A 26,331-nucleotide genomic window follows, 5' to 3' on the forward strand; every position below is an offset into this window, starting at 1 on the left:
TGTTATACTTACTTAATTACTAGTAATGAAAGTGTCTACTTTCTTCAATAAAAGGATTTCTTTTTGGTTGCAGCGGTTGTGTTGAAATCGCTCTGAATATCCAGAATATAAATAGACCTGCAAAAAATAATACAGAACCAATTTCAGGAATACCAATAAACCAGTTATCACCAACTGTAGATGGCATAATGGCATTAAAGATATCCATATAGTGACCTGCAAGGATTACTATACCTGTTAAAATTACGAACCAATTGATTCTCTTATAATCACTATTCATTAATAATAGAACAGGGAACAAGAAGTTCATAGCCACCATACCAAAGAAAGGTAATCTATAGTCAGCAATTCTAGTTACGTAATACGTTACCTCTTCAGGTATGTTAGAATACCAAATTAACATGAATTGAGAGAACCATAGGTATGTCCAAAAGATACTAATACCGAACATGAATTTAGCCAAATCATGAATATGACTATTATTAACGTCTGGCAAATGACCTTTAGATTTCAAATAGATTGTAACCATCGCGATAACAGTAATACCAGATACGAACATGCTAGCAAAAATGTACCATCCAAACAATGTACTAAACCAATGTGGCTCAACACTCATAATCCAATCCCAAGACATAATAGACTCAGATATAAGATAGAATACTAAGAAACCAGCAGATATTCTAAAGTTCAATTTAAAGTTTGAATTATCATCTGAGGCATCTTGAGCAATAGATAATTTTCTAGAGTATTCTCTATATCCAATCCAACCTGCTAAAAATATAGCTGCTCTGATTAAGAAAAATGTAGGATTTAAATATCCCGCTTTACCTTGAAGTAATGCATCATGAGCAACTACAGTTTCATCCATCCAAATGAATAAGTGATTCATATGAAGTACAGAAAGAAGCAAGATTACAAATACTATAATTCCACCAGGAACCAAGTAAGCAGTAATCCCTTCCATTACCCTAAATAACAATGGAGACCAACCTGCCTGTGCAGCACGTTGAATAGCATAAAAAGCTAACACCCCTAATGATATCATAAAAAAGAAGAATGCTGCAACATATAATGCCGCCCAAGGTCTGTTCTTTAATTGATCTAACAAATGCTGATCATGAGAAGAATCGTGTTCTTCACCATGAGATTCAGCAACCGCGCGATCACTTTCCGTAGTTACATGTTCAGCTTCAGCTACATGGGCTTCACCATGACCTCCGTCATGACTTGCTACCATTTCTTTTGCCTCTGCTATAGTTCCGGGAGCCATAACAAACCCACCAATAATTCCTAATGCACCTACTATCATTAGAACGATGGAAGCTATTTTGAGTCTATTTGAAAACGTATACATAGTATTGTTTACCTATTATTTGGTTAAATCTTGTTTCAGTGTCATTACATATTCAGATACTTGCCACATCTCTTCTGTATTCATTTGAGATGCATAAGAACCCATGGAATTCAATCCATAATGAATTGTATAATATGTAGATCCTACTGTCAAGTTTCTTACTGGGTCAGCATAACTAGGCACGCCTAATATCTTTTCTCTTTTTACAAGAGTTCCTTTACCGTCTCCTTTATCACCATGACAAATTGCACAGTAAATTGTATATAGTTGACCACCTTTAGCCAAGTTAGTTTCAACATTCATTGAATCTAATGGGCTACTTTGTAATCTTGATAATTCTTTACCTTCAGGAGAATTTTCGATTTCGTAAGGCAACCAACCTCTATTAATAGTATTTGCCGGTGGTAACATAGCTTCAGCGTTATTTGGCAAAAGATCTGCCTCACCATAAGCTTCATAACCTACAGACTCATACATATTAGGCATGTACTGATAGTTTCTAGAACCCTCAGTTTGACAAGAAGTCGCCACGATAGCTAAACCAAATAGTATTGCTAATTTCTTAAAACTGTTCATATTTAATGACTGTTTTTTTCTGATACATTAATTTCAACTGCACCAGTATCCATTAATAAATCTCTTAATTCTTGCTCGTTGTCATGGATTTCAATTTCCATTAAAAAATGATCATCCGTAGTTCTTACATCAGGATTCTCGGCTTCCTTAAAAGGCCATAATCTACTTCTAAGATAAAAAGTAATAACCATTAAGTGAGCTGCAAAGAAAACCGTTAATTCGAACATAATTGGAACGAATGCCGGTAAATTCTCCAGATAACTAAAACTTGGCTTACCACCAATATCTTGGGGCCAATCTTCAATCATGATATAATTCATCATAAGGGTTGCTACAGTAAGACCAACACAACCATATAAAAAAGCCGTTATCGCTAATCTTGTCGGAGCCAATCCCATTGCCTTGTCTAATCCATGTACAGGAAAAGGACAATATACTTCTTCAATATGAAGCTTTGCTGCTTTAACCTTTTTAACGGCAAGCATTAGCACATCATCATCATCGTAAAAAGCGTGTATAACTTTAGATGCCATATTTATCTTTTGTTATTTAATAAAATTCCTGCTTGTCCAGCCCAGTCATCACGTTGTGCTCTACCTGGGAAAGAACCTGTAATAGAATCTAACAAATTATATTCACTCTCAGTCATTCTAGCTACTTGAGCAAATTTGTAAATTCCTATCTCATTCAAGGTAGCTTCCATTTGAGGACCTATACCTTTAACTTTCTTTAAATCATCTGCTTCTTGAGTAGTTGCATCAAAGCTTCCAACAGCACTTAACAAATCAGACACCCCTACTTTATCTCCAACAGTAGGCACTACTTCACCCATTAAAACATCATCGGTAATTGGCTCCTTAACTTCTGCCTTTAATTTTGTAATTTGATACATCGGCTTACCAGAGTCTCTTAATGTCTTATACTTTTCACCTGAAGCTTTCAAGATAGATTTCACCTCTGCCTGTGCAATTACAGGGAATGTTCTAGCATATAACAAGAACAATACAAAAAAGAAACCTATAGTACCAATAAAGATACCGATATCAACAAATGTTGGTGAGAACATTGTCCAAGAAGATGGAAGGTAATCTCTATGTAAAGAGGTTACGATAATCACGAATCTTTCGAACCACATTCCTATGTTTACCACGATAGAAATAAAGAAAGAGAACATGATACTAGTTCTTAATTTTTTGAACCACATGAACTGCGGAGAGAATACATTACAAGTCATCATTGACCAGTAAGCCCACCAGTAAGGTCCGGTTGCTCTGTTCAAGAACGCATACTGCTCGTATTCAACACCTGAATACCATGCCATGAACAGCTCTGTAATATAGGCACAACCTACAATAGAACCTGTCAACATGATTACTATGTTCATTAACTCAATATGCTGAATAGTAATATAATTTTCTAAATGACACACCTTTCTCATTATAATCAATAATGTATTCACCATAGCGAAACCAGAGAAGATTGCCCCTGCAACGAAGTACGGTGGAAAGATAGTTGTATGCCAACCTGGTATTACCGAGGTAGCAAAATCAAAAGATACAATGGTGTGTACAGATAATACCAAAGGTGTTGCAAGACCTGCAAGGACCAATGAAACTTCTTCGAATCGTTGCCAATCTTTAGCACGGCCTGTCCAACCGAAACTTAATAAACTATATATTTTCTTTTGAAATGGCAAAACCGCTCTATCACGAATCATCGCAAAATCAGGAAGAAGACCTGTCCACCAGAATACCAATGAAACAGATAAATATGTAGAAATTGCAAATACATCCCAAAGAAGTGGTGAGTTAAAGTTCACCCATAACGAACCGAACTGATTTGGAATAGGTAGTACCCAATATGCTAACCAAGGACGACCCATGTGAATAATTGGAAACAAACCTGCTTGAACTACAGAGAAAATTGTCATTGCCTCTGCAGAACGGTTAATTGCCATTCTCCATTTCTGACGGAACAATAATAATACTGCCGAGATCAAAGTACCGGCGTGACCGATACCTACCCACCAAACGAAGTTGGTAATATCCCAAGCCCAGTTTACAGTTTTGTTAAGACCCCAAGTACCGATACCGGTAGAGACCGTATAAATAATACAACCTACTCCCCAAAAAAATGCCACTAAGGCAATGGAAAAAACTATCCACCAATGCTTGTTTGCTCTTCCTTCTACTGGAGCGGCAATATCCACAGTTACATCGTGGTAGCCTTTGTTCCCAATAACTAGGGGTTTACGTATAGGTGCTTCGTAATGCGACGCCATAGACTTTTGTTATAATTACTTTCTACTATTGTTTATGCTTCGTTGGTGTTTCTAACCTTAACGTGATAGAAAACATTTGGTTGAGTACCTACATGCTCCAATAAGTGGTACATACGGTCACTCGCTTTTAATTCTGCTACTTTACTCTTCTCATCATTAATATCACCAAATACAATGGCTCCATTACTACAAGCTGAAGAACAAGCTGTTTGGAATTCTCCGTCAGCAATAACACGTCCATCTCTTTTAGCATCAAGAATAGTTTTTTGTGTTTTTTGAATACACATAGAACATTTTTCAATAACACCTCTAGAACGAACATTTACATCTGGGTTCAATACCATTTTACCCAAATCGTTATTCATATGGAAATCGAACTCGTCATTGTTATTATACAAGAACCAGTTAAATCTACGTACTTTATAAGGACAGTTGTTGGCACAATATCTCGTACCTACACATCTGTTATAAGCCATTTGATTTTGACCTTGTCTACCGTGAGATGTTGCCGCAACAGGACAAACAGTTTCACAAGGTGCATGGTTACAGTGTTGACACATTACAGGCTGAAAAGCAACCTGAGGATTAGCAGAAGGATCTTCTAACTCACCGAAACCTCCTAATGAACCAGCATCACCAAATAAACCTTCAAAACCATCTTTCTTTTCGTTATCACCTTCGAAAGTTTCTTCTGAAGAATAATATCTATCGATACGCAACCAATGCATATCTCTTGATTTTCTTACTTCAGCTTTACCAACTACTGGCACGTTATTCTCAGCATGACAAGCAATAACACATGAACCACAACCGGTACAAGCATTTAAATCGATCGACATATTAAAATGATGTCCAATGGTGCGATCAAAGCTATCCCACAAATCAACAGATGTTGCAGGGACCTCTTGGTGATCTAAAGAAACCATAGGAACCTCATTCCACTCAGAATGATTTTTAGTATTGAATATCTCTAAAGTTGTTTCCTTTATGATATCTCCTCTACCCATAAGGGTTTTATGCAATTGAATACAAGCAAACTCATGGTTACCTGCAACTTTTTCTACACTTACAGATTGATTAGCATTGAAACCATCATACAAAGTAAAGGCGTTAACCCCAGTTTGCATATCTTCTTTCAATCCTACTTTTTTACCATAACCAAAAGAAAGACCTACCGTACCTTTTGCTTGACCTGGCTGAACTACAACCGGAACTTGATCAAGACTCACACCATTTACAGTAAGCTTTACGTAGTTACCATCCATACCGCCATTAGCGACATTTACATTCTCTACACCTAACTCAACAGCATCAGCCTTAGAAATGGTAACATAGTTATCCCAAGATACTCTTGTAATTGGATCAGGGAACTCTTGCAACCAAGGGTTACTTGCTTGCTGACCATCACCCATACCTACTTTTGAATACAAAGTAAGCTCCATACCATCACTAGTAGTATTTGCTAAACTACGAATAGCAGAAGTCATAGAAGTATTAGTAACAACTTCAGTAGCATCTTCTACAACAGCAGCTACATTTTGTGTAGCGCCTTCAGCATTAACAACCATAGTGTCTGCACTGAAAACACCATCTTGCAACGCCTGGTTCCAACTAGCTCCGTTAAGAACAGAAGAAGACCATGTATCTTTTATATAATCATAATACGTTTGCTCGCTTCCAAGTAATCCTAAAACTACAGTTTGAAACTGCTTTGTATCAAATAATTCTTTAATTGTAGGCTGCATTAAACTGTAATGCCCCTTTTTGATTTCAATATCACCCCAAGACTCCAAGTAGTGATTTGTAGACCCAACATACTGAACTGCTTCAGTGGTCTCGTTCCAGTTTGTAGAAAAAGCAACCGTTAGATCCACTTTAGACAAACCTTCTTTAAAATCAGCAGCATTTGGCAAAGAATACACAGGATTAACTCCATCCATCAACAAAGCACCAACTCTACCTGCTTTCATATCGGCAATTAAAGCATTTACAGCTTTAACACTACCTTTTCTAATATATTTAGGCGCAACAACATCAAATGCCTTACTAGCTAACATTTCGTTAATAGCCAAAACAACCGCCTGAGCATTAACATCATCTAAACCAGTTACAACAACTGCACTTGAACCTGCCTTCTTAATTTCTAAAGCTATAGAATCAACTAATGCATCATACTCAGAAGTGTTACCACCTACCGAAGTACCATTTAGTTTTCCATATAATTTAGCTAATACAACTTTCTGAGCACTTGGCTTCATAGCCACACGCTTATCTGCATTTGCACCGGTTAATGACATATTCGCCTCTAACTGTACATGTCTTGACATTTTACCATTCTTAGGAACACGACCTCTAGAATAACCGGCATCATATCCGCCACCTTGCCAATCAGCAATAAAATCTGCTCCAAAAGAAACAATAAGTCCAGCTTTTTCGAAATCGTAATCCGCTAAAGCACGCTCTCCATATTTATTTTCAAATGCAGTCAAAGCAGCATCCTCTGAAATCGCGTCATAAGTAACATGAACAACATTTTCATTAGCCACAACTAAATCAGACATCAAGCGATCCGTTGACGGACTAGCGTATGTTTGCGTAAGTACAGCTATCTTTTTAGCCGAACCCTTAAGTCCGCCCATCTTAGCTTTTACTGCTGCATTCAACACATCCCATTCAACAGGCTCTCCATTTGCTAATGGCCCTTGTAATCTAGTACTATCGTACAAAGAAAGAACAGAACCCTGAACTCTTGCATTTGCAGAACCTCCTATTTTAGCCAAGGTATTATTCTCAACTTTAATCGGACGACCTTCACGGGTCTTAATTAATATGCTTGCAAAATCAAATCCGTTAGCTATAGTTGTTGCATAATAATTTGCAACACCTGGAACTATATTCTCTGGCAATACCACATAAGGAATCGATTTTACAACCGGACCTTCACATGCAGCTAAAGAAGCAGCCGCGGTACTAAACCCAACATACTTCAAGAAATCTCTACGATTTGTATTTGTAGAAGACAAAGTTTCCTTGTCACCCAAGAAATCATCCACAGGAATCTGCTCTACAAATTCATTCTGCTTTAGCGCCTCAACAATGGAATCGTTAGGATTTAACTCCGCCTCGTTCTTCCAATATTTTTTGTTTGATGCCATACGTATTATCTGTAATTAGCTTCTTTAAATTATTATTAATAGTGACATTTACCACATTCCAGTCCACCCAACTGAGCAGCTGTTAAATTCTCTACACCGTACTTCTTAGAAAGCTCAGCATGTATTTTCTCGTAATACTCATTGCCTTCTACTTTCACGTTTGTTTCTCTATGACAATCAATACACCAACCCATTGTTAATGGAGAATATTGATACATAATCTCCATTTCCTCAACAGGACCGTGACAAGTTTGACATTCAACACCAGCAACAGAAACGTGCTGTGAGTGATTGAAATATGCAAAATCAGGAAGGTTATGTATTCTAACCCATTCTACAGGCTGACTATCGCCAGTATAGTTCTGAGTTTCCTCATCCCAACCTACTGCTTTATATAATTTCTTAATCTCACCAGTATAGAATTCATTCGTGTAACCATTTTCCAAATCTTCTTGAGAAGGTCCTTCCGGATTACCCGTGTACTCATAAACCGATTTATGACAATTCATACATACATTCAATGAAGGAATACCTGAATGCTTAGAAACTCTAGCCGAAGAGTGACAATACTTACATTCAATTTTATTATCACCAGCATGAATTTTATGAGAATAATGTATAGGCTGAATAGGCGCATAACCTTGATCAACCCCAACTTGCATCATCCAACCGTACGCAAAATAAGCACTACCCAACAACAAGACGATTGCAGTAACCAAAACCAAAAACTGATTTTGAGCGAAAGCTTTCCAAATAGGAGTTCTTTTTGAAGCACTATCTTTCTCTAGAGCAATACCGTTTGCCTGCGCTATACGCTGCAACGTTTTATTCACTAACAACAGCATAACCACTAACAAACCAAACACAAGCACCAAAGCACCTAATATGATTTCGTTAGAAACACCAGCAGAACCAGTAGTTGTAGCAGCAGCCTGAGCATCACCCGCAGCAGGAGCCGGCGCAGCAGCAGGAGCAGCAGCGGTATACGCTAATATATCATCAATATCACTATCTGACAATGTTGGAAAAGCAGTCATTGCCGCTTGATTATACTCAGCATATAGCTTATTAGCATAAGCATCTCCTGATTTGATTACACCAGGACTATTCTTAATCCAAGCGTACAACCATTCTTTACCTAAGCCTTCATCTTCGCTTAATCTACTTTCTACATTTTCTAATGCAGGTCCGGTCATCTTACGATTCAACGCATGACATGCAGCACAATTCTGATTGAACAATGCTTTACCATTTTTTGCATCACCGGCACCAGCAGCCACCTCAGTGGTTGCATCGTCAGCAGCAGGTTCATCCTGCGCTATTAACGGACTTACAAAAAGCAAAAATGCTATTAGGGATAAACCTAAAATTTTAGAAAACTGATTTCGGTTTGGAACCTTTTTCATATATCGAATATTTCTATCGGAATCTTGGCATGATTTTGGTCATAGATGAAACCAATTATAATCCACCAAATGCCTAAATCGAAGACAAAAATACGACATAGACTTTATTTGGAAAATGTTAATGTATCTATAATTTACAATTTAGAAATATTCTAAATAGATCTCGATTTATTTGTTTGATCCTTAATAAATTACTTTTGCGTGTAACAAAAATAAAATTAAAAATAGGTTATGAAAATTCTAAGTACCATAGTGGTTTTTACATGTTTTGCTCACTTTAGCTATGCGCAAGGTGCAAATGTAAACATTGAACAAAACCCTAAGATTGACCAGTTGTTAGAAATCTATAAATCTTCTCTAAGCAATAATGAATATTACAGAATACAAGTTGGTTTTGGAAATTACGCCAAGGCGCAAAAAATAAAAGCAAATGTTGAGGAAGATTTTCCAGATTTGTCATCTAAAATAGATTTTGACTCTCCTACTTACAGAGTCAGAGTCGGCAGATTCACCTCTAAATTAGATGCAGAGCGAAAGTTTAACGAGGTTAGAATTAAGTATCCTGATGCAATGTTATTAAAACCAAAAAAATCGACCAAATAGGTCGATTTTTTTTGCTTTATTTTTAAAGAGATTTAAATACTCTATCTATTAAAATCTTATTTAGACTTCAATTTCTTCTTCACTGCAACTTCCTGGAACGCTTCAACGATATCTCCTTCATTTATATCATTATAGTTCTTGATTTGAAGACCACAATCATATCCTTTTGCTACTTCCCTAACATCATCTTTAAATCGTTTTAAAGAAGTCAATGTACCAGTATATATAACTACACCATCACGTATTAATCTAATATTAGAATTTCTAAAGATTTTACCACTAGTTACCATACAACCTGCAATGGTACCAATTTTAGAAATCTTAAATGTTTCTCTAATTTCAGCAGTACCAGATATCTCTTCTTTCATTTCAGGAGACAACATACCTTCCATCGCATCTTTAAGATCATTGATCGCTGCATATATAATAGAATACATACGGATATCAATTTCCTCTTTTTCAGCAATTGCCTTAGCATTACCCATTGGTCTTACATTAAACCCAATTATAACAGCATCTGAAGCCGAAGCTAATAATACATCTGATTCTGTAATAGGACCAACTGCTTTGTGAATAATATTTACCTGAATTTCATCGGTAGACAATTTTTGGAAAGAATCAGTAAGTGCTTCAACAGAACCATCAACATCCCCTTTAAGGATAATATTAAGTTCTTTGAAATCTCCCAATGCAATTCTACGCCCAATTTCATCAAGTGTTATATGACGTTGTGTTCTAACAGACTGCTCACGTTGTAATTGAGATCTTCTTGAAGCAATTTGTTTTGCCTCACGTTCATCTTCTAACACATAGAACTTATCACCTGCTTGCGAAGCACCATCAAGACCTAAAATAGATATTGGCGTAGACGGTCCAGCTGCTTTGATATTATGACCTCTTTCATCTTGCATTGCCTTAATTTTACCACTAGTGGTACCAGCTAATACATAATCACCTATTTTAAGCGTACCCGACTGTACTAATACAGTAGACACATAACCTTTACCTTTATCTAAGAAAGCTTCTACCACAGTACCTGTAGCATGCTTATCTGGATTTGCTTTTAACTCTAACAATTCAGCTTCAAGTAAAACTTTTTCCAATAACTCCTTAACACCTAAACCAGTTTTAGCAGAAATATCATGAGATTGTATTTTACCACCCCAATCTTCTACCAGTAAGTTCATTTGCGCTAAACCTTCTTTAATCTTATCTGGGTTAGAAGTAGACTTATCTACCTTATTTATTGCAAAAACGATTGGTACACCAGCAGCTTGCGCATGACTAATTGCTTCTTTCGTTTGTGGCATAATGTCATCATCTGCGGCAATTACAATAATTGCAATATCTGTAACTTGAGCACCTCTTGCACGCATCGCAGTAAACGCTTCGTGACCAGGCGTATCTAAGAAAGCAATACGCTCTCCATTCTCAAGAGTTACACCATATGCACCAATATGTTGTGTAATACCACCACTTTCACCAGCAATAACATTTTCTTTACGGATATAATCCAATAAAGATGTCTTACCATGATCCACGTGACCCATTACAGTAACAATAGGCGCTCTTGATTTTAAATCTTCTGGAGCATCAACCTCTTCTACTATACTTTCTTCAATATCAGCAGTAACGAAATCTACTTCATAACCGAATTCATCAGCAACAATAGATAATGTTTCAGCATCTAAACGCTGATTCATTGTTACCATTAAACCTAATGACATACAAGCAGAAATAATTTCGGTCGTAGAAACACCCATCATAGTTGCAACCTCAGTTGCTGTAACGAACTCAGTAACTTTAAGTACCTTGTTCTCTAATTCCTGTTGTTCTAAATCTTTCTCAGTCTGCTCACGATGCTGATCTCTTTTACTTCTTCTGTACTTAGCCCCTTTACCCTTCTTAGATTTACCTTGAAGTTTTTCTAGAGTTTCACGTACTTGCTTTTGAACGTCTTCTTCAGTAGGCTCTACTTTTGCAACCGGTGCAAATCTCCCTCTACCTTTATTTCTATCACCACTGTTACCAGTATTTCTATTTTGACCAGGACCAGAAGGATTCTTTGTTACAATTCTTCTACGTCTCTTTTTACGATCAATACCAGCAGCAGGTTTTTTATCTTCCTTCTTTTTCTTAGGTTTCTCAAATTTGCTAAGGTCGATTTTCTCACCCGCAATTTTCGGACCTGATAATTTTTGATATTGAGTCTCAATAGTTTTTGGAGCCTCAGACTCTGGAGCAACTTCAGCTACAGGTTCTACCTTAGCAGATTCCTTCTTAACTTCAGGCTTCTTAGTCTCTTCAACTTTCGGCGCTGCTGCTTTCGGAGCTTCTACTTTAGGCTCTTCTTTCTTAACCTCTTCTTTCTTCACCGGTTGAGATACTATCTTTGGCCCTTGTAAAACAACCTTTCTAGTTTCTTTAACTTCAACCTTAGGCGCAGCTTTTTCCTCCACTTTCGGAGCAACCTTTTCCTCAGCCTTCGGAGCCTCCTTTACAGGTTCTTCCTTAACTTTTTTCTTAGGATTAAGATCAATTTTACCGACCATTTTAGGTCCGGAAAGTTCAACCTTACCAACCAAAGCTTTCTCTTCAGATTCAGCGTTTCTTCGCTCACGGGACAAGCGACGATCTTCTTGTTCTTTTTCTAATCGAACTCGAATTGCCTCCTTCTCCTTACGCTTTTCCTCACCAACTTCCTTTGAAGCTACCTTTTTGCTCTTATCCGTCTGGAACTCGTCAAGCAAAACTTGATAAACATCATCGGAAATTTTTGTGGTAGGCCTCGCTTCCACATCATGTCCTTTTCCGTTAAGAAAGTCCACTGCCCTATCCAAGGAAATATTAAGTTCACGAAGAACTTTATTAAGCCTTATTTTTGCATTGTCTGCCATAAATACTGATTCCCGTTCTTTTATTTAAGCGCTAATATATAGCTAATCTTCTAATTCTTCTTTTAGGATACGCACAACTTCTAAAATAGTTTCCTCTTCTAAATCTGTACGCTTCACTAAATCGTTAACATCTTGTTCTAAGACGCTACGTGCTGTATCAAATCCGATCTTCTTGAATTCCTCTATAATCCAAGCATCGATTTCATCAGAGAACTCTGTTAATTCAACATCTTCCTCTACTCCTTCACGGAATACATCTATCTCATAACCAGTTAATTGACCAGCTAATCTAATATTGTGCCCACCTCTACCAATTGCCTTTGAAACCTCCTCTGGCTTCAAGTAAACTTGAGCGGTCATCTTCTCTTCATTTAACTTAACAGAAGAAACTCTTGCCGGACTTAATGCTCTAGTAACTAACAATTGAGGGTTAGCAGTCCAGTTAATAACATCGATATTTTCATTACCTAATTCACGAACAATACCATGAATCCTAGATCCTTTCATACCTACACAGGCACCTACTGGATCAATACGATCATCATAAGAGTCTACAGCAACCTTCGCTTTTTCCCCTGGTATTCTAACCGCTTTCTTAACAGTAATCAATCCGTCGAACACCTCTGGTATTTCTTGAAAGAACAATTGCTCCAAGAATTTAGGTGAACTTCTAGACATTATTATAGTAGGCTTAGCACCTTTTAATTCTACACTTTCAATAATACCTCTAACATTATCGCCCTTACGGAAGAAATCTGAAGGTATCTGTCTATCTTTTGGCAAGATTATCTCATTACCTTCATCATCTAACAAAATGATAGCTTTATGACGAATGTGATGAACTTCTGCCGTGTAAATTTCGCCCTCTAAATCTTTAAAGTGCTTATAAATAGTTGTATTATCATGCTCATGAATTTTAGAAATAAGATTTTGACGTAATGCCAAAATAGCTCTTCTTCCTAAATCAATCAACTTCACCTCTTCAGATACATCTTCACCAACTTCAAAATCTGGTTCAATTTTACGAGCAGCAGTTAATGAAATTTCTTCATTCGGCTCTTCCACCTCACCATCGTTTACAACGATACGGTTTCTCCAAATTTCCAAATCACCTTTATCTGGGTTTATAATGATATCAAAGTTATCATCTGAACCAAACTTCTTTTTAAGCGCATTTCTAAAAACATCTTCCAAAATGGCCATCAATGTTACCCTGTCTATGAACTTATCGTCCTTAAACTCTGAGAAAGATTCAATTAACGCAATATTTTCCATTGGTAATTACAATTAAAATTTTAATACAACTTTTGCTTTAATAATATCTGAAAAATTTACTTCTTCTTTTTTCTGAACGGTCACTTTTCCTTTACCAATTGATTTAGGCTCTCTAGCTTTCCACTCCAAAATAATAGAATCATCATTGACAGCGGTCAAATTTCCCTCAAACTTATCGTCGTTTGTACGAACTTCAAGTTTTCTACCAATATTCTTTACATATTGACGAGGCATAACCAACAGAGCCGCTGCACCTGCAGAGGCAACCTCAAGGGAAAAATCGTGTTCTTCACGATCTAAATTATTTTCAATAGCCCTACTTATTTTTATACAATCATTAACCGTAACCCCATGATCACCGTCTATTACCACATGAATGCTATTATCAGCACCCATAGTGAAATCGATTAAAAATAGGGAGGGATCTTCTTGAAGACCTTGTTCCAATAATTCTTTTACTTTTTCCTTTAGCATAAATAATAAGTAATAAAAGAGGGGACTAATTGTCCCCTCATGAATACTTTTATATCCTTTCAGCTTTGCAAATATACAATAAATTTAATTTCCTACAATAGTCTATTTACACCTAATTCATTCACTATGAAAACAATCAAAATAAATAATAATCACAACAAAAAATATGCGCTTTTAGAAATTATCTTATTTTTAGCACAACACCAACCAAAATAACACTAATGGAAATTCTTTCATCTTACAACCTAATTATAGGTGCATCTTTAATTGTAGTATTATCATTCTTTTTTAACGGCATCTCTAAAAAAACGAATATCCCTGCCGTTCTCATGCTCATTGTCTTAGGTATTCTAATCAAAATAGGACTTGAGTTTTTTATACCAGAAATACCAGATTTTAAAGGCTCATTAGAAATTCTAGGCACCGTAGGTCTTATAATGATCGTTTTAGAAGCGGCTTTAGAATTAGAATTAAAGAGAGAAAAACTATGGCCAATTCTAAAATCTATGGCCATCGCACTAATTGGTTTAGTCGGTTCTGCTTATGTAGCCGCATTAATTCTCAATCAATTTATACCTAATATGACCATGCAATCTGCATGGCTTTATGCAACACCATTATCCATATTATCTAGTGCTATAATTATACCTAGCGTAGGCGGACTGAGCGAGGAGAAAAAAGAATTTCATATTTATGAAAGTACCTTTTCTGATATCATGGGTATAATGATGTTTTACTTTTTAACCGGAAAACTAAACCCGGCAGAAGATACAGGAGCTGTCGGTTTTGGAATAAATCTAGTTGTTACTATAGTCATTGCTTTAGTCGCTAGCTATGCCATTATATTAGTTTTTCAACGTATAAAAAGCCAAGCCAAGCTATTCTTACTTATTTCGGTGCTACTACTTCTTTATGCAATTGGAAAGAAAATGCATTTATCTTCCTTAATCATTATACTTGTTTTTGGACTAATTGTAAAAAATGTGAATTTGTTCTTTCCTGGGAAAACAAAGATTTTTCTAGAAAACGAGCGAATGCAACAAATTTATCACGAGCTGCATATTGTTACGCTCGAAACTGCCTTTGTTGTTCGCACTTTCTTTTTTGTAATTTTTGGTATTACCATTGTATTATCGTCACTACTGAGCATTAACGTAGCTATTGTCAGCCTTCTCATTATAGCATCTATCTATATTATACGCTTTTTGGTACTCATTGTTTTTGTTGGTAAGGATATGCTACCGCAGTTATTTATAGCACCAAGAGGATTAATTACGGTATTATTATTCTACGCCATACCAATGGAAGCACAAATTGAAGGTTTCGAATCTGGCATTCTATTGTTTGTAATAATCGCAACCAGTTTAGTAATGACATGGGCTATGATTCGCGATAAACGTAAAATGGGCACAATGCTAGATGAAATTGATGAAGAGATTGCAGAGAGAAATTTAGCTGAAGATGCAATTAGGCAGTCGGAAAGCGAAGAACTTATCGAGCCTAAAAAGGATACCCCTGAACAAACAAGCCCTGAGGATACTATCTAAAACGGAAAATAAATCCGCTTTAATTACAATACAAAATTGAAAGAGTTATTGAGGCATAAATGAAGCATGCACTTCAACTTGGTCGCTGTACGCCTGTGGTTCAGAATCTTCTAAACTATCTACTTCTTTACGAAAACGAAGTATCATTAAGGTATCTAACTGCTGATCAATACTATCCTTAAGCACTCTCCAGTTAGAAGAGTTCATTTTATTATTGTACTCCATGATCTTGTTGAAGCGATCCAAATTATAACGATTCGCCTTCCAAGCATGGGCAGTACTTTCTTCATGTTTCACGTCTTGCATGTAGAATCCGATTCCAAATCCAAGCAAAACAACAATCAATAATATCTTTAAAACTTTTGGAGAGAGTTTCATAGGATTAAGTTCTTTAGGGTACCAAAGTATATAATAACATTGTCGAAATGGTTTCTTTTCCGATGTATTTGTAACGTTATCGGTTTAAATGTACAAAAATACTGACACACAGTTAACCATTTCTTCACATTCAGCAATTAAACATGTATATACAACGAAGGTCTTAGAGTTGAAATTAAAATAAAATGATATAAATCATAAAAACAAAAAATCCTGATATCAATTGTTGATACCAGGATTTGCATTGCTCTCTTAGTTGGCCCACAAGGATTCGAACCTTGAATGACGGTACCAAAAACCGAAGTGTTACCATTACACCATGGGCCAATACCTTTTTAAGAGGCTGCAAATTTAAAACAAAGTTTTGTTTCACCAAACATTTTTTAAAGTAAAAATGAAAAAAATCTGCTTTAACCATGTTAAAGGTTTATAAAAATAGTTCATTCCTTTCTATATTAATTAGTAAATTCGCCACTTAGGTTTAACCCAAGCTTCATGTTTTCAAAGAACTACCACAAGTGGGACACTATATTAGGATGGTCCGTATTTTTCATAGCACTTATTACATACTACATTACCGTAGAACCCACCAATAGTTTTTGGGATGCGGGCGAGTATATAGCAACAGCCGCAAAGCTTCAAGTGGGTCACCCACCGGGGGCTCCATTACTACAAATGATAGGTGCATTCTTTGCAATGTTCGCTTTAGAACCAAGTCAAGTTGCTATGATGGTAAACCTGGTTTCTGGCGTCTCCAGTGCTTTTACTATTTTATTCATGTTCTGGACAATTACCAATATCACCAGAAAATTAATAGACAAAGATGGTCCTTTCACAAATAGTAAGGCTATTGCCGTATTTGGCAGTGCTTTAGTTGGATCGCTTGCATTTACCTTTTCAGATAGTTTTTGGTTTAATGCCGTAGAAACTGAAGTGTATGCCATGGCAAGTTTTATAATGGCGTTACTATTATGGATGGGCTTAAAATGGGTCGACAATTTAGATGACCCTCGTGGAAACAAATGGATCGTATTAATCTCTTTCGTAGTAGGTCTTACTTTCGGTATACAATTTATGGGCTTTTTGGCAATACCATCAATTGGGCTACTGTATTATTTCAAAACCTACAAAGAGACTACTGTAAAGAACTTTTTACTGGCAAACATTATTGTTATTGCCATTTTAATGTTGGTATATAAATTTTCACTCACCTATATTCTTCAACTTTTCGGTTGGGGAGAAGTATTCTTCATTAATAGTATTGGGCTACCATTTAACTCTGGATCAATTATTATTGGCTTACTATTTATAGCCGCTTTTTACCTTGCATTAAGCTATACACGAAAAAACGATTACAGAACAGGGAATACAATTGTTCTTTGCATGATGTTTTTGTTCTTAGGCTTTTCATCTTGGTTAATGTTACCGATTAGAGCAAATGCCAAGGTTGTTATCAACGAGAACAATCCAGAAGATGCGCGAGCACTTTTAGCGTATTACAATAGAGAGCAATACCCAGGTGTTGATAGTCCTGTTTACGGCACCTATTATTCAGACATGTTTGCACCGGCGGGTGAAGATCAAGACGGCAAACCAAAGTATGAAAAAGATTATGCGCTTGGCAAATATATTATTGTAAACAAATATATAGATGCAGTACAAGGACCTAATCCAAAACACCAAGGTCTGCTACCTAGAATGTGGAGCTCACAAAATGCAGAAAACTACATGCGCTATTTTGGGGCATTAGATTTCAGAATTACGAAACCAAATCAAGAATTAAAACAAGCCGCGGAACAAGTTAAAATAGGTTTTGCAAATGGAGAGATTGGTGCCGACCAATACATTAGCTTTTTAAAACGTTTTGATGAATACATAGAAGTACAACCACCAACCGTGTGGGACAATGTAAAATATATGTTTGAATTTCAGTTCAACTATATGTACTTAAGGTATTTCATGTGGAACTTTGTTGGAAAGCAGAATGACGTTCAAGGCCGTTACAATGAAAATGGTAACTGGTTAAGTGGTATAGATGCTATTGATAGCATAAGATTAGGTAGCCAAGACAACTTACCAAGCGATATACAAAACAACCCAGGTAGAAATACATATTTCTTCTTGCCTTTAATTTTAGGAATTATAGGTATTGTTTTTCAGGTCTCAAAAGACAAAAAACAATTTTGGGTATTGCTGATATTCTTTCTATTTACTGGTTTGGCTATTCAATTTTACACCAATCCTGGAATTTTTCAACCTCGGGAACGAGATTATTCACTTGTAGGGTCATTCTATATTTTTGCCCTTTGGATAGGTTTAGGAGTTTATGGACTTTATGATAGTTTTAAAGATTGGATTACGCCTAAAATTTTAGCACCAGTAGTAGTTGTAGTTACCTTACTTGCCGTACCAACAGTAATGGCTGTACAAAACTGGGATGACCATGATAGATCTGGCAGATTTACTGCAAATTCATCTGCAAAGGCATATTTAGACTCATGCCAAGAAGATGTTGGCGCTATATTATTTACCATCGGAGATAACGACACTTTCCCTATTTGGTATGCGCAAGAAATTGAAAATTACAGAACAGACGTACGTATTGTCTGTACCAGTCTTTTTGAAACAGATTGGTATGTAGACCAAATGAAGGTTGCCGCATATGAAAGTGCACCGATACCTTCTCAAATTACTCATGAGAAATATAGATGGGGCTCACGAGATGTATTATACCACCAAGGTATTACCGAAAACAGATGGCCAATTAAAGATTTCATCAACTGGATCGATAGTGACAAACCTAGAACAAAACTTAAGTATTTATTTGAGCAAAACGGAGCAGACCTAAGTCAGTATTCAGAAGATACTCAAAACATGGTCTACTACCCTACCAATAAAATTAGGGTTCCTGTAAACAAACAAAATGTTTTGAGCAGCGGCTTGGTTAAAGAAAAAGATGCCGACCTAATTGTAGACTACATTGATATTGACCTACCGGGCGCAATAACAAAGAAAAGCATGATGATGCTTGACATATTAGCGAACAATGACTGGAAACGTCCTTTATACTTCTCTGGAGGTAGTTTTGACGATGCTGAATACCTTTGGATGAAAGATTACCTTCAACTAGATGGTTTAGCATATAAACTAGTACCTATTCGTACAGAAAGACCTAACGCATTTGAACTTGGTCGTATCGATACTGATTTAATGTATGATATTGTTACCGGATGGGATTGGGGTAATGCAGGTGGTGATATTTACCATGACACCCAAACACGTATTCAAAGTGTTTCTTTTAGAGGAAACTTGGCTCGTTTGACAGAAGCGTTGATCAAAGAAAACAAAATGGACAGGGCTAAAGATATTATCGAAATATCTTTGACCAATATGCCAGTCGATAAATTTGGATATTACACTTTAGTAGAACCTTTTATAGACGGCTACTATAAAGTTGGCGAAGGCGAAAAAGCACGTGTGCTATTCGAAAAACTAAAAAAGAAGTATCAAGAAAGACTGGAGTATTATGCTTCTACAAGTTTAGACGAGCAATACAGCAATATTGACGATATCATCGCAGATATGGAAGCATACAGACGTAATATAGATATTATTATAACTAATGATAACGAAGATATCGCCGAGAAAGAAACATTGATATTCAATGAGTACATCGACAAATTTCAACACTTTTATAAAGATGAAGATGATATGGACATGCGCGAAGAAATGCTACAATCTGATCCAGATATGATGGATACAGTACCAGTATCTGATACTATTTTACCAGACAATACTAAAACCGAAATCATAGAATAAAAGATACTGTTGAAAATAGGACACAATAAAAAAGCTTTGAGTTTACACTCAAAGCTTTTTTATTTTAAAATTATGATAGTTTAAACGTATTCTTTTAGAATACCAATAAGTGTATTAGCATCTTGTTCGCCACTCTGGCGCCATACCATTTCACCTTTTTTATAAATCATAAGTGTAGGTAAACCTTTAACTCGTAGAGCTTGAGAAAGTTCTTTATTCTTATCTACATCAATCTTTATAACCTTACCTCTATCACCTAAAGCAGCAGCCACATCTCTTAGTACTGGATGCATTGCGGTCGACTGTTCGTTCCACTCTGCATAAAAATCCAGAAGAACGGGTACCTTTAAATCTATTAGCTCACCAAATTTGGACATACAAAATGCTTTTCTTAGTTAGCCAAATGTAATAAAAATTGTTAAAACACTAGTCTTAGCATCCCAATTGTAATGCTGCAAAAGGGTTAAAATCATGTTAACGCCTTTTTCTTTAGGGTTATTACAGTGATTTCAGGCCAAATTCCTACCCTACCCGGGTATCCTAAAAAGCCAAAACCTCTGTTTACATTAATAAATTGACCCATTTCTTTATAAATACCTGCCCAATAAGGATACCTCCATTTTACAGGGCTCCATTTGATCCATCCTGGTATTTCGATACCAAACTGCATTCCGTGCGTATGTCCACTTAAGGTTAAATGATAATGATAGTCATCTTGTATCACTTCCATTTCCCAGTGCGATGGATCATGACTCATTAATATTTTAAAATCATCGGCATTAATCTGTGAAGCAGCTTTTTTGAGATCTCCTGCTTTTTTGAATCCGCCTTTACCCCAATTCTCTACTCCTACCAAAGCAATCTTATCATCTCCTTTTTGTAAGTACCTGTGCTCGTTAAGCAGAAGGTCAAAACCCATTTCTTTTTGCAATGTTTTTAGGTTTTCTAAATTCTGATGTTTTAGTTTTTCTGTATCCCAAGGGATGTAATCTCCGTAATCATGATTCCCTAATACCGAAAACTTACCATCTTTAGCCTCTAAGGTGCTGAACAAATCTGCCCACGGCTCCATTTCAGAAGTCATATTATTTACCATATCACCAGTAAACAACAACACATCACTTTTTTGCTTATTGATTAGATTTACACCATATTCAATCATCTTTCTATCATCAAAACTACCACTATGTATATCTGAAATTTGAGTAATCTGATAGCCATCAAAACTATCGGGTAAATCATCGAACTCTAAATCGTATTTCAAGACCTTGAAGTTGTATTTACCTTTGTACATACCATACAATAGCGCACCAAAAGGAACCGCAGCAATACCTAAAGCGAGTAAACTTAAAAATCGTCTTCTAGCAGGTAATCCGAATTGTTTTTCCTCACCAAATAACTTTTGATACAAACCAGAAATAAGGCGATACATATCTTCAGAAAACAAGAAAATAATGGTGATGATATTAAAAGTTAACATGGTCAACAAAAACCCGAAAGCATAACTTTTAGGTATACTTAAAACACGACCTGTCTCTTCACCAATAGAGAATTGATATATAAAATTAATCATGACAACCAAAGAGATTGCTATATATATCCAAGACCACCAAGGTTGCTTAGTAATGGTTTTCAATGCCTGAAGTACATAAAAACTTAAAGCAACATAAGCTATAACGAAAAGAACCCAACGTATCATGATTAAATTTTTTACAAAGATATCTGTATAACAGCGGTATGCGTGCCCATTTGCATTTTATTTAACCTTGGCAACTACCGCTTTAATATTTTCTAATTGCGTAATTGCAATATGATTATTACTTAAAAAGCTCTCTGAATTCATAGAGATAGTAGGTTTTTTAGCTAATGTTTGAATCATAGCTGTACCAGAAAGATGAACCGCACTAAAACCCTTTTCCTTAAAACTATTAACATTACCAGCATTAACACCTGAACCCGGCATAATTTGAATAGACTTAGTTTTCCTTTTTAATTCAGATAAGAAATCAATACCTAGCAGAGCAGATTTCTGTTGACCAGATGATAATATATAATTTACTTGCATTGCTTCAAGTTGTTCTAAAGCTTCCGACGGATTCGTAATCCAATCGAACGCCCTATGAAAGGTGAATTTTAGATTACCGGCCGCGGTCTTTAACTTTTGGGTTTGTACAACATCCAAAGAAAAATCATTCAAAAGAACTCCCGATACAATTCCGTCAAAACCTAATTCAGCACATAATTTAATATCAGTTAGCATAATATTCAATTCATCAGCAGTATAAGTAAAATCTCCACTACGCGGTCTAATCAATACATGAACAGGAATAGATACTTGTTCCTTTACGGCTTTTAATAATCCGTATGAAGGAGTTAACCCGCCCACTGCCAGTTCTGAGCATAACTCAATACGGTCTGCACCAGCACGTTCGGCAACCATGGCAGATTCTAAAGAATTAGCACAAACTTCTACTATCATATTGTTATATTTAAGGTCACTAAAAGTAAAGAACCAAACCCATGAAAAGAAGAAAGTTTCTAAGAAATTCTACTACTGCGGCTGCAGGAATAGTATCGGCACCATTATTAGCCTCATTCAAAGATGAAACTACAAAAAAAGCAAGCAGCAAAGCTGGTATTATACCGATAGCAATTTGTACATGGGATTTTGGAAATGCAACCGCCAAAGCATGGGAAGTTTTAGAAAAAGGCGGTAATTCTCTTGATGCCGTTCACCAAGGCGTTATGGTCGAAGAAAACGATTTAAACAATAGTACAGTTGGTAATGGCGGTAGACCGGATAGAGATGGAAATGTTACTTTAGATGCCTGTATTATGGACAAAGATGGCAATTGCGGCGCTGTACTTGCCATGCAAAATATAGCCAACCCTATATCGGTTGCCAGAAAAGTGATGGAAGAGACTCCGCATGTAATGCTTGCAGGTAAAGGAGCTGAGCAATTTGCATACGAGCAGGGTTTTGAGAAGACAGATCTTTTAACTGAAGAGTCGAAACAGGCTTGGGAAGAGTGGAAAAAAACATCGCAGTATAAGCCTATCATAAACATTGAAAATCACGATACTATTGGTATGCTAGCAATCGATGCCGATGGTGATATTGCAGGTGCATGTACTACTAGCGGAATGGCATATAAAATGGCAGGCAGAGTTGGTGACTCGCCTATTATCGGAGCCGGACTTTTCGTTGACAATGAAGTTGGCGGAGCTACCGCAACAGGTGTTGGTGAAGAGGTAGTAAGAACCGTTGGTAGTTTCTTAATCGTAGAATTAATGCGCCAAGGGAAATCGCCACAAGAAGCATGCGAAGAAGGTGTAAAACGCATCATCGCTAAAAATAAGGACAAGCAAGATTTTCAGATAGGATTCATCGCTATTAATAAAAAAGGAGAAACAGGTGGCTATTGTATTCACCCAGGGTTTACATATAGAACCTACACCAGTGAAGGTCATATTAACAATCCTTCAGACAGTTATTTAAAAAACTGATACACCTCTATAACTTGATTTAATACCGAAGCAATAAGGCAATCTAGCTTAATGTTTCCGTATCAATTTGTACTTTTAACGTTTTACAATCAATACTCAAAAATGGCAGATCAAAAAAGACTCTTTTTGCTAGATGCATACGCACTAATTTTTCGTGGTTACTACGCACTTATAAAAAACCCTAGAATAAATTCCCAAGGCATGGATACCTCAGCGATTATGGGATTCATGAATTCTTTATTCGATGTTATTCGTCGTGAAAAACCAGATCATTTAGCCGTTTGTTTTGATAAAGGAGGAAGTGCTGAACGTACAGAATTATTCCCCGAGTATAAAGCCAATAGATCAGAAACACCTGATGCCATACGTATAGCGGTACCATATATTCAAGATATATTAAAGGCAATGCATATACCTGTAGTCGTTAAAGAAGGATGGGAAGCAGATGACATTATAGGTACTTTAGCAAAACAAGCCGAAAAAGAAGAATACAAGGTTTTTATGGTTACGCCAGATAAGGATTTTGGACAACTGGTTTCTGAAAACATATTCATGTACCGCCCAGCGAGAATGGGTAATGGTATTGAAATTTGGGGTATTCCAGAAATTCAAAAGCGTTTCGGCGTTGAAAGACCAGAACAGGTTATTGATTACCTAGGTATGATGGGTGATGCCAGTGATAACATACCAGGATTGCCAGGCGTTGGTGACAAAACAGCAAAGAAGTTTATTGCCGATTTCGATTCTATGGAAGGTCTTTTGGCTAATACAGACAAGCTTAAAGGTAAAATGAAAGAAAAGGTAGAAGCCAATAAAGAATTAGGACTTCTATCTAAAAAATTAGCGACTATTTGCTTAGATGTCGATGTCACTTTTAACGCTAGTGATTATGAAATGTCTGAACCGAATGCCGAAGGAGTTCAGAAAATTTTCGAAGAGCTTGAGTTTAGAAGATTAAAAGATCAGTTTATAAAATTATTTTCTACGGAAGTTGAAGAAGCAGCTACAGAGACTACCAGTAAACCAGCAGCCAAAAAAGAAATTCAAGATGCTGGATCCGGGCAGTTTTCATTATTTGGAAGTCCTGCTGATTCTGGCGCAACCGTAAAAGATTTTTCAAGCAGAAAGACCATTGCAGATGTAGCACACTCATACCAAAGTGTTGCCCCAGGTATGGCTATGAAATTATTCTTAAAAAGTTTAATGCAGCAAACTTTGGTTTGTTTTGATACCGAAACTACAGGTCTAGATCCTTTGACAGCAGAATTAGTTGGTATTGCTTTCTCTTGGGAAGCTACAAAAGGGTACTACATTCCCTTCACGGATAATAAAGAAGAAGCACAGGCACTTTTAGAAGAGTTACGCCCTTTCTTTGAAGCTGAAGCAATAGAAAAAATAGGTCAAAACCTTAAATATGATATTAAGGTTTTAGACAAATACAACATTGATGTAAAAGGACCTTTGTTCGATACCATGTTGGCACACTATCTAATTAATCCAGATATGCGTCATAATATGGATGTGCTGGCAGAGACGTATTTAAATTACACTCCCGTTCCCATCACAGAACTTATAGGTAAAAAAGGAAAGAATCAATTGAGCATGCGCGATGTTCCGCTAGAAAAACAAACGGAATATGCAGTTGAAGATGCAGACATCACCTATCAACTTGCTCAACATTTTAGACCAGAATTAAAAGAAGCGAATACAGAAAAGTTATTTAAAGAAATTGAAATTCCGCTATTACGTGTATTGGCAGATATGGAATTGGAAGGTATTAATTTAGACAAAGAATTCTTGAATTCACTTTCAGAAGATTTAAACAATGATATTGCCAATTTAGAAAAAAAAATATATGAAGTGGCGGGTGAGGAATTCAACATTGGTTCACCCAAGCAATTAGGCGAAATACTTTTTGATAAATTAAAATTAGTAGCCAAGCCTAAAAAGACAAAAACAGGTCAATACTCCACCGCTGAAGATGTGCTCTCTTACTTAGCTAAAGATCACGAAATTATTCAGAATGTATTGGATTATAGAGGTCTTGCCAAATTGAAAAGCACGTATGTAGACGCATTACCAGAACAAGTAGAACCATCTACTGGTAGAGTACATACAGACTATATGCAAACCGTAGCTGCAACAGGTCGTTTAAGCAGTAATAACCCTAACTTACAGAACATACCAATTAGAACAGAACGTGGACGACAAGTTAGAAAAGCGTTTATCCCACGTGATGAGAATTACACCTTATTAGCTGCAGATTATTCTCAGATAGAGCTACGTATTATTGCAGCACTAAGTGAAGAAACCACAATGATAGAAGCTTTCAAAAATGGAGAGGATATTCACGCTTCTACAGCATCAAAAGTATTTAGTGTACCATTAGAAGAAGTAACCAGAGAACAGCGTAGTAATGCAAAAACCGTAAACTTTGGTATTATATATGGTGTCTCTGCCTTTGGCTTAAGTAACCAAACGGACCTTTCTAGAAAAGAGGCAAAAGAATTAATAGATACCTATTACAAGACCTATCCGAAGCTAAGAAATTACATGAGCGAGCAAGTAGATTTTGCTCGTGATAATGGTTATGTTTCAACCGTTTTAGGAAGAAGACGTTACTTAAAAGATATCAATGGCAGCAATGCTATAGTTCGTGGAGCTGCAGAGCGGAATGCCGTAAACGCACCTATTCAAGGTAGTGCGGCAGATATCATAAAAATCGCCATGATTAACATTCATAATAAACTAGAAGAAGGTAATTACAAATCTAAAATGTTATTGCAAGTACATGATGAATTGGTGTTCGATATTTACAAGCCAGAATTAGAAGAATTACAGACGCTAATTAAATCTGAAATGGAAAATGCGTACAAAATAGCAGTTCCTTTAGATGTAGAAGTTGGTATGGGAGATAACTGGCTAGTGGCTCATTAAGAAACAATTGTAGTATTTTGACGATAATATTCTGTTAACAAAACGCTCCTATGAAAAGCCTTAGTCCAGTTTCTTAAAGTTAATTAATATTTTCTTTTTTGCCTTAAACCACCTTTTTTTCT

General features: G+C 36.4%; 18 protein-coding genes and 1 tRNA gene. 5 read left to right on the plus strand and 14 right to left on the minus strand.

Annotation, left to right across the window (positions count from 1 at the left end; all coding sequences use genetic code 11):
* Positions 1 to 19: 19 nt before the first annotated feature.
* From Q0871_RS09240 to Q0871_RS09265, 6 genes are read right to left on the minus strand one after another with little or no spacing between them, the layout of a single operon-like run.
* Entirely contained in the window at positions 20 to 1,354 is a 1,335-nt protein-coding gene (locus Q0871_RS09240; protein WP_299321225.1) for a quinol:cytochrome C oxidoreductase, read from the minus strand.
* A gap of 15 nt (positions 1,355 to 1,369) precedes the next feature.
* Complete coding sequence (locus Q0871_RS09245; RefSeq protein ID WP_299321226.1) at positions 1,370 to 1,930, minus strand: cytochrome c; 561 nt, start codon at positions 1,928 to 1,930, stop codon at positions 1,370 to 1,372.
* Between the two features lie 2 nt (positions 1,931 to 1,932).
* Positions 1,933 to 2,463: a DUF3341 domain-containing protein gene (locus tag Q0871_RS09250; protein WP_299321227.1), complete on the minus strand. Its 531-nt coding sequence runs from the start codon at positions 2,461 to 2,463 to the stop codon at positions 1,933 to 1,935.
* 2 nt (positions 2,464 to 2,465) lie between these two features.
* The gene (gene nrfD / locus Q0871_RS09255) at positions 2,466 to 4,211 is read right to left on the minus strand and encodes an NrfD/PsrC family molybdoenzyme membrane anchor subunit (protein WP_299321228.1); all 1,746 of its coding nucleotides are present in this window, start codon (positions 4,209 to 4,211) and stop codon (positions 2,466 to 2,468) included.
* Positions 4,212 to 4,243: 32 nt separating this feature from the next.
* Complete coding sequence (locus Q0871_RS09260) at positions 4,244 to 7,366, minus strand: TAT-variant-translocated molybdopterin oxidoreductase (RefSeq protein ID WP_299321229.1); 3,123 nt, start codon at positions 7,364 to 7,366, stop codon at positions 4,244 to 4,246.
* A gap of 35 nt (positions 7,367 to 7,401) precedes the next feature.
* Positions 7,402 to 8,772: a c-type cytochrome gene (locus Q0871_RS09265; RefSeq protein WP_299321230.1), complete on the minus strand. Its 1,371-nt coding sequence runs from the start codon at positions 8,770 to 8,772 to the stop codon at positions 7,402 to 7,404.
* Positions 8,773 to 9,003: 231 nt separating this feature from the next.
* Between Q0871_RS09265 and Q0871_RS09270 the strand changes: the two genes are divergently transcribed.
* On the plus strand, positions 9,004 to 9,375 hold the full coding sequence (locus Q0871_RS09270) for an SPOR domain-containing protein (protein ID WP_299321231.1): 372 nt from the start codon (positions 9,004 to 9,006) through the stop codon (positions 9,373 to 9,375).
* Positions 9,376 to 9,431: 56 nt separating this feature from the next.
* On the opposite strand, the gene infB is transcribed toward Q0871_RS09270, so the two are convergent.
* The 3 genes from infB to rimP are packed head-to-tail and all read right to left on the minus strand — an operon-like array spanning position 9,432 to position 14,021.
* Complete coding sequence (infB, locus tag Q0871_RS09275; protein ID WP_299321232.1) at positions 9,432 to 12,272, minus strand: translation initiation factor IF-2; 2,841 nt, start codon at positions 12,270 to 12,272, stop codon at positions 9,432 to 9,434.
* Positions 12,273 to 12,314: 42 nt separating this feature from the next.
* Positions 12,315 to 13,547: a transcription termination factor NusA gene (gene nusA / locus Q0871_RS09280; RefSeq protein ID WP_073242344.1), complete on the minus strand. Its 1,233-nt coding sequence runs from the start codon at positions 13,545 to 13,547 to the stop codon at positions 12,315 to 12,317.
* Positions 13,548 to 13,559: 12 nt separating this feature from the next.
* On the minus strand, positions 13,560 to 14,021 hold the full coding sequence (gene rimP, locus Q0871_RS09285; RefSeq protein ID WP_299321233.1) for a ribosome assembly cofactor RimP: 462 nt from the start codon (positions 14,019 to 14,021) through the stop codon (positions 13,560 to 13,562).
* A gap of 221 nt (positions 14,022 to 14,242) precedes the next feature.
* Here rimP and Q0871_RS09290 point away from each other — a divergent pair, with 221 nt between their 5' ends.
* Positions 14,243 to 15,568 (plus strand): cation:proton antiporter, encoded by a 1,326-nt coding sequence (locus Q0871_RS09290; protein ID WP_299321234.1) that lies wholly within the window; start codon positions 14,243 to 14,245, stop codon positions 15,566 to 15,568.
* A gap of 45 nt (positions 15,569 to 15,613) precedes the next feature.
* On the opposite strand, the gene Q0871_RS09295 is transcribed toward Q0871_RS09290, so the two are convergent.
* Complete coding sequence (locus tag Q0871_RS09295) at positions 15,614 to 15,946, minus strand: hypothetical protein (RefSeq protein WP_299321235.1); 333 nt, start codon at positions 15,944 to 15,946, stop codon at positions 15,614 to 15,616.
* A gap of 256 nt (positions 15,947 to 16,202) precedes the next feature.
* Positions 16,203 to 16,273 (minus strand) — tRNA-Gln (locus Q0871_RS09300).
* A gap of 168 nt (positions 16,274 to 16,441) precedes the next feature.
* Between Q0871_RS09300 and Q0871_RS09305 the strand changes: the two genes are divergently transcribed.
* Positions 16,442 to 19,765: a DUF2723 domain-containing protein gene (locus Q0871_RS09305; RefSeq protein ID WP_299321236.1), complete on the plus strand. Its 3,324-nt coding sequence runs from the start codon at positions 16,442 to 16,444 to the stop codon at positions 19,763 to 19,765.
* 80 nt (positions 19,766 to 19,845) lie between these two features.
* Here Q0871_RS09305 and Q0871_RS09310 read toward each other — a convergent pair whose 3' ends face one another.
* The 3 genes from Q0871_RS09310 to Q0871_RS09320 form a co-directional block, all read right to left on the minus strand.
* Positions 19,846 to 20,142, minus strand: coding sequence for a co-chaperone YbbN (locus Q0871_RS09310; protein WP_058103959.1), 297 nt, complete (start codon positions 20,140 to 20,142; stop codon positions 19,846 to 19,848).
* A 92-nt stretch (positions 20,143 to 20,234) separates the two neighbouring features.
* Positions 20,235 to 21,464, minus strand: a complete 1,230-nt coding sequence (locus Q0871_RS09315; protein ID WP_299321238.1) for a metallophosphoesterase — start codon at positions 21,462 to 21,464, stop codon at positions 20,235 to 20,237.
* 57 nt (positions 21,465 to 21,521) lie between these two features.
* Positions 21,522 to 22,244, minus strand: coding sequence for a copper homeostasis protein CutC (locus Q0871_RS09320; protein ID WP_299321241.1), 723 nt, complete (start codon positions 22,242 to 22,244; stop codon positions 21,522 to 21,524).
* 41 nt (positions 22,245 to 22,285) lie between these two features.
* Between Q0871_RS09320 and Q0871_RS09325 the strand changes: the two genes are divergently transcribed.
* Together Q0871_RS09325 and polA are read left to right on the plus strand one after the other, a co-directional pair.
* Positions 22,286 to 23,272 carry an isoaspartyl peptidase/L-asparaginase family protein gene (locus Q0871_RS09325; RefSeq protein WP_299321244.1) on the plus strand — a complete coding sequence of 329 codons (987 nt, stop codon included), beginning with the start codon at positions 22,286 to 22,288 and terminating at the stop codon, positions 23,270 to 23,272.
* Between the two features lie 102 nt (positions 23,273 to 23,374).
* Positions 23,375 to 26,209: a DNA polymerase I gene (polA, locus tag Q0871_RS09330; RefSeq protein WP_299321247.1), complete on the plus strand. Its 2,835-nt coding sequence runs from the start codon at positions 23,375 to 23,377 to the stop codon at positions 26,207 to 26,209.
* Positions 26,210 to 26,331 lie beyond the last annotated feature (122 nt).

The organism is uncultured Maribacter sp. (assembly GCF_947500985.1).
Lineage (GTDB): Bacteria > Bacteroidota > Bacteroidia > Flavobacteriales > Flavobacteriaceae > Maribacter.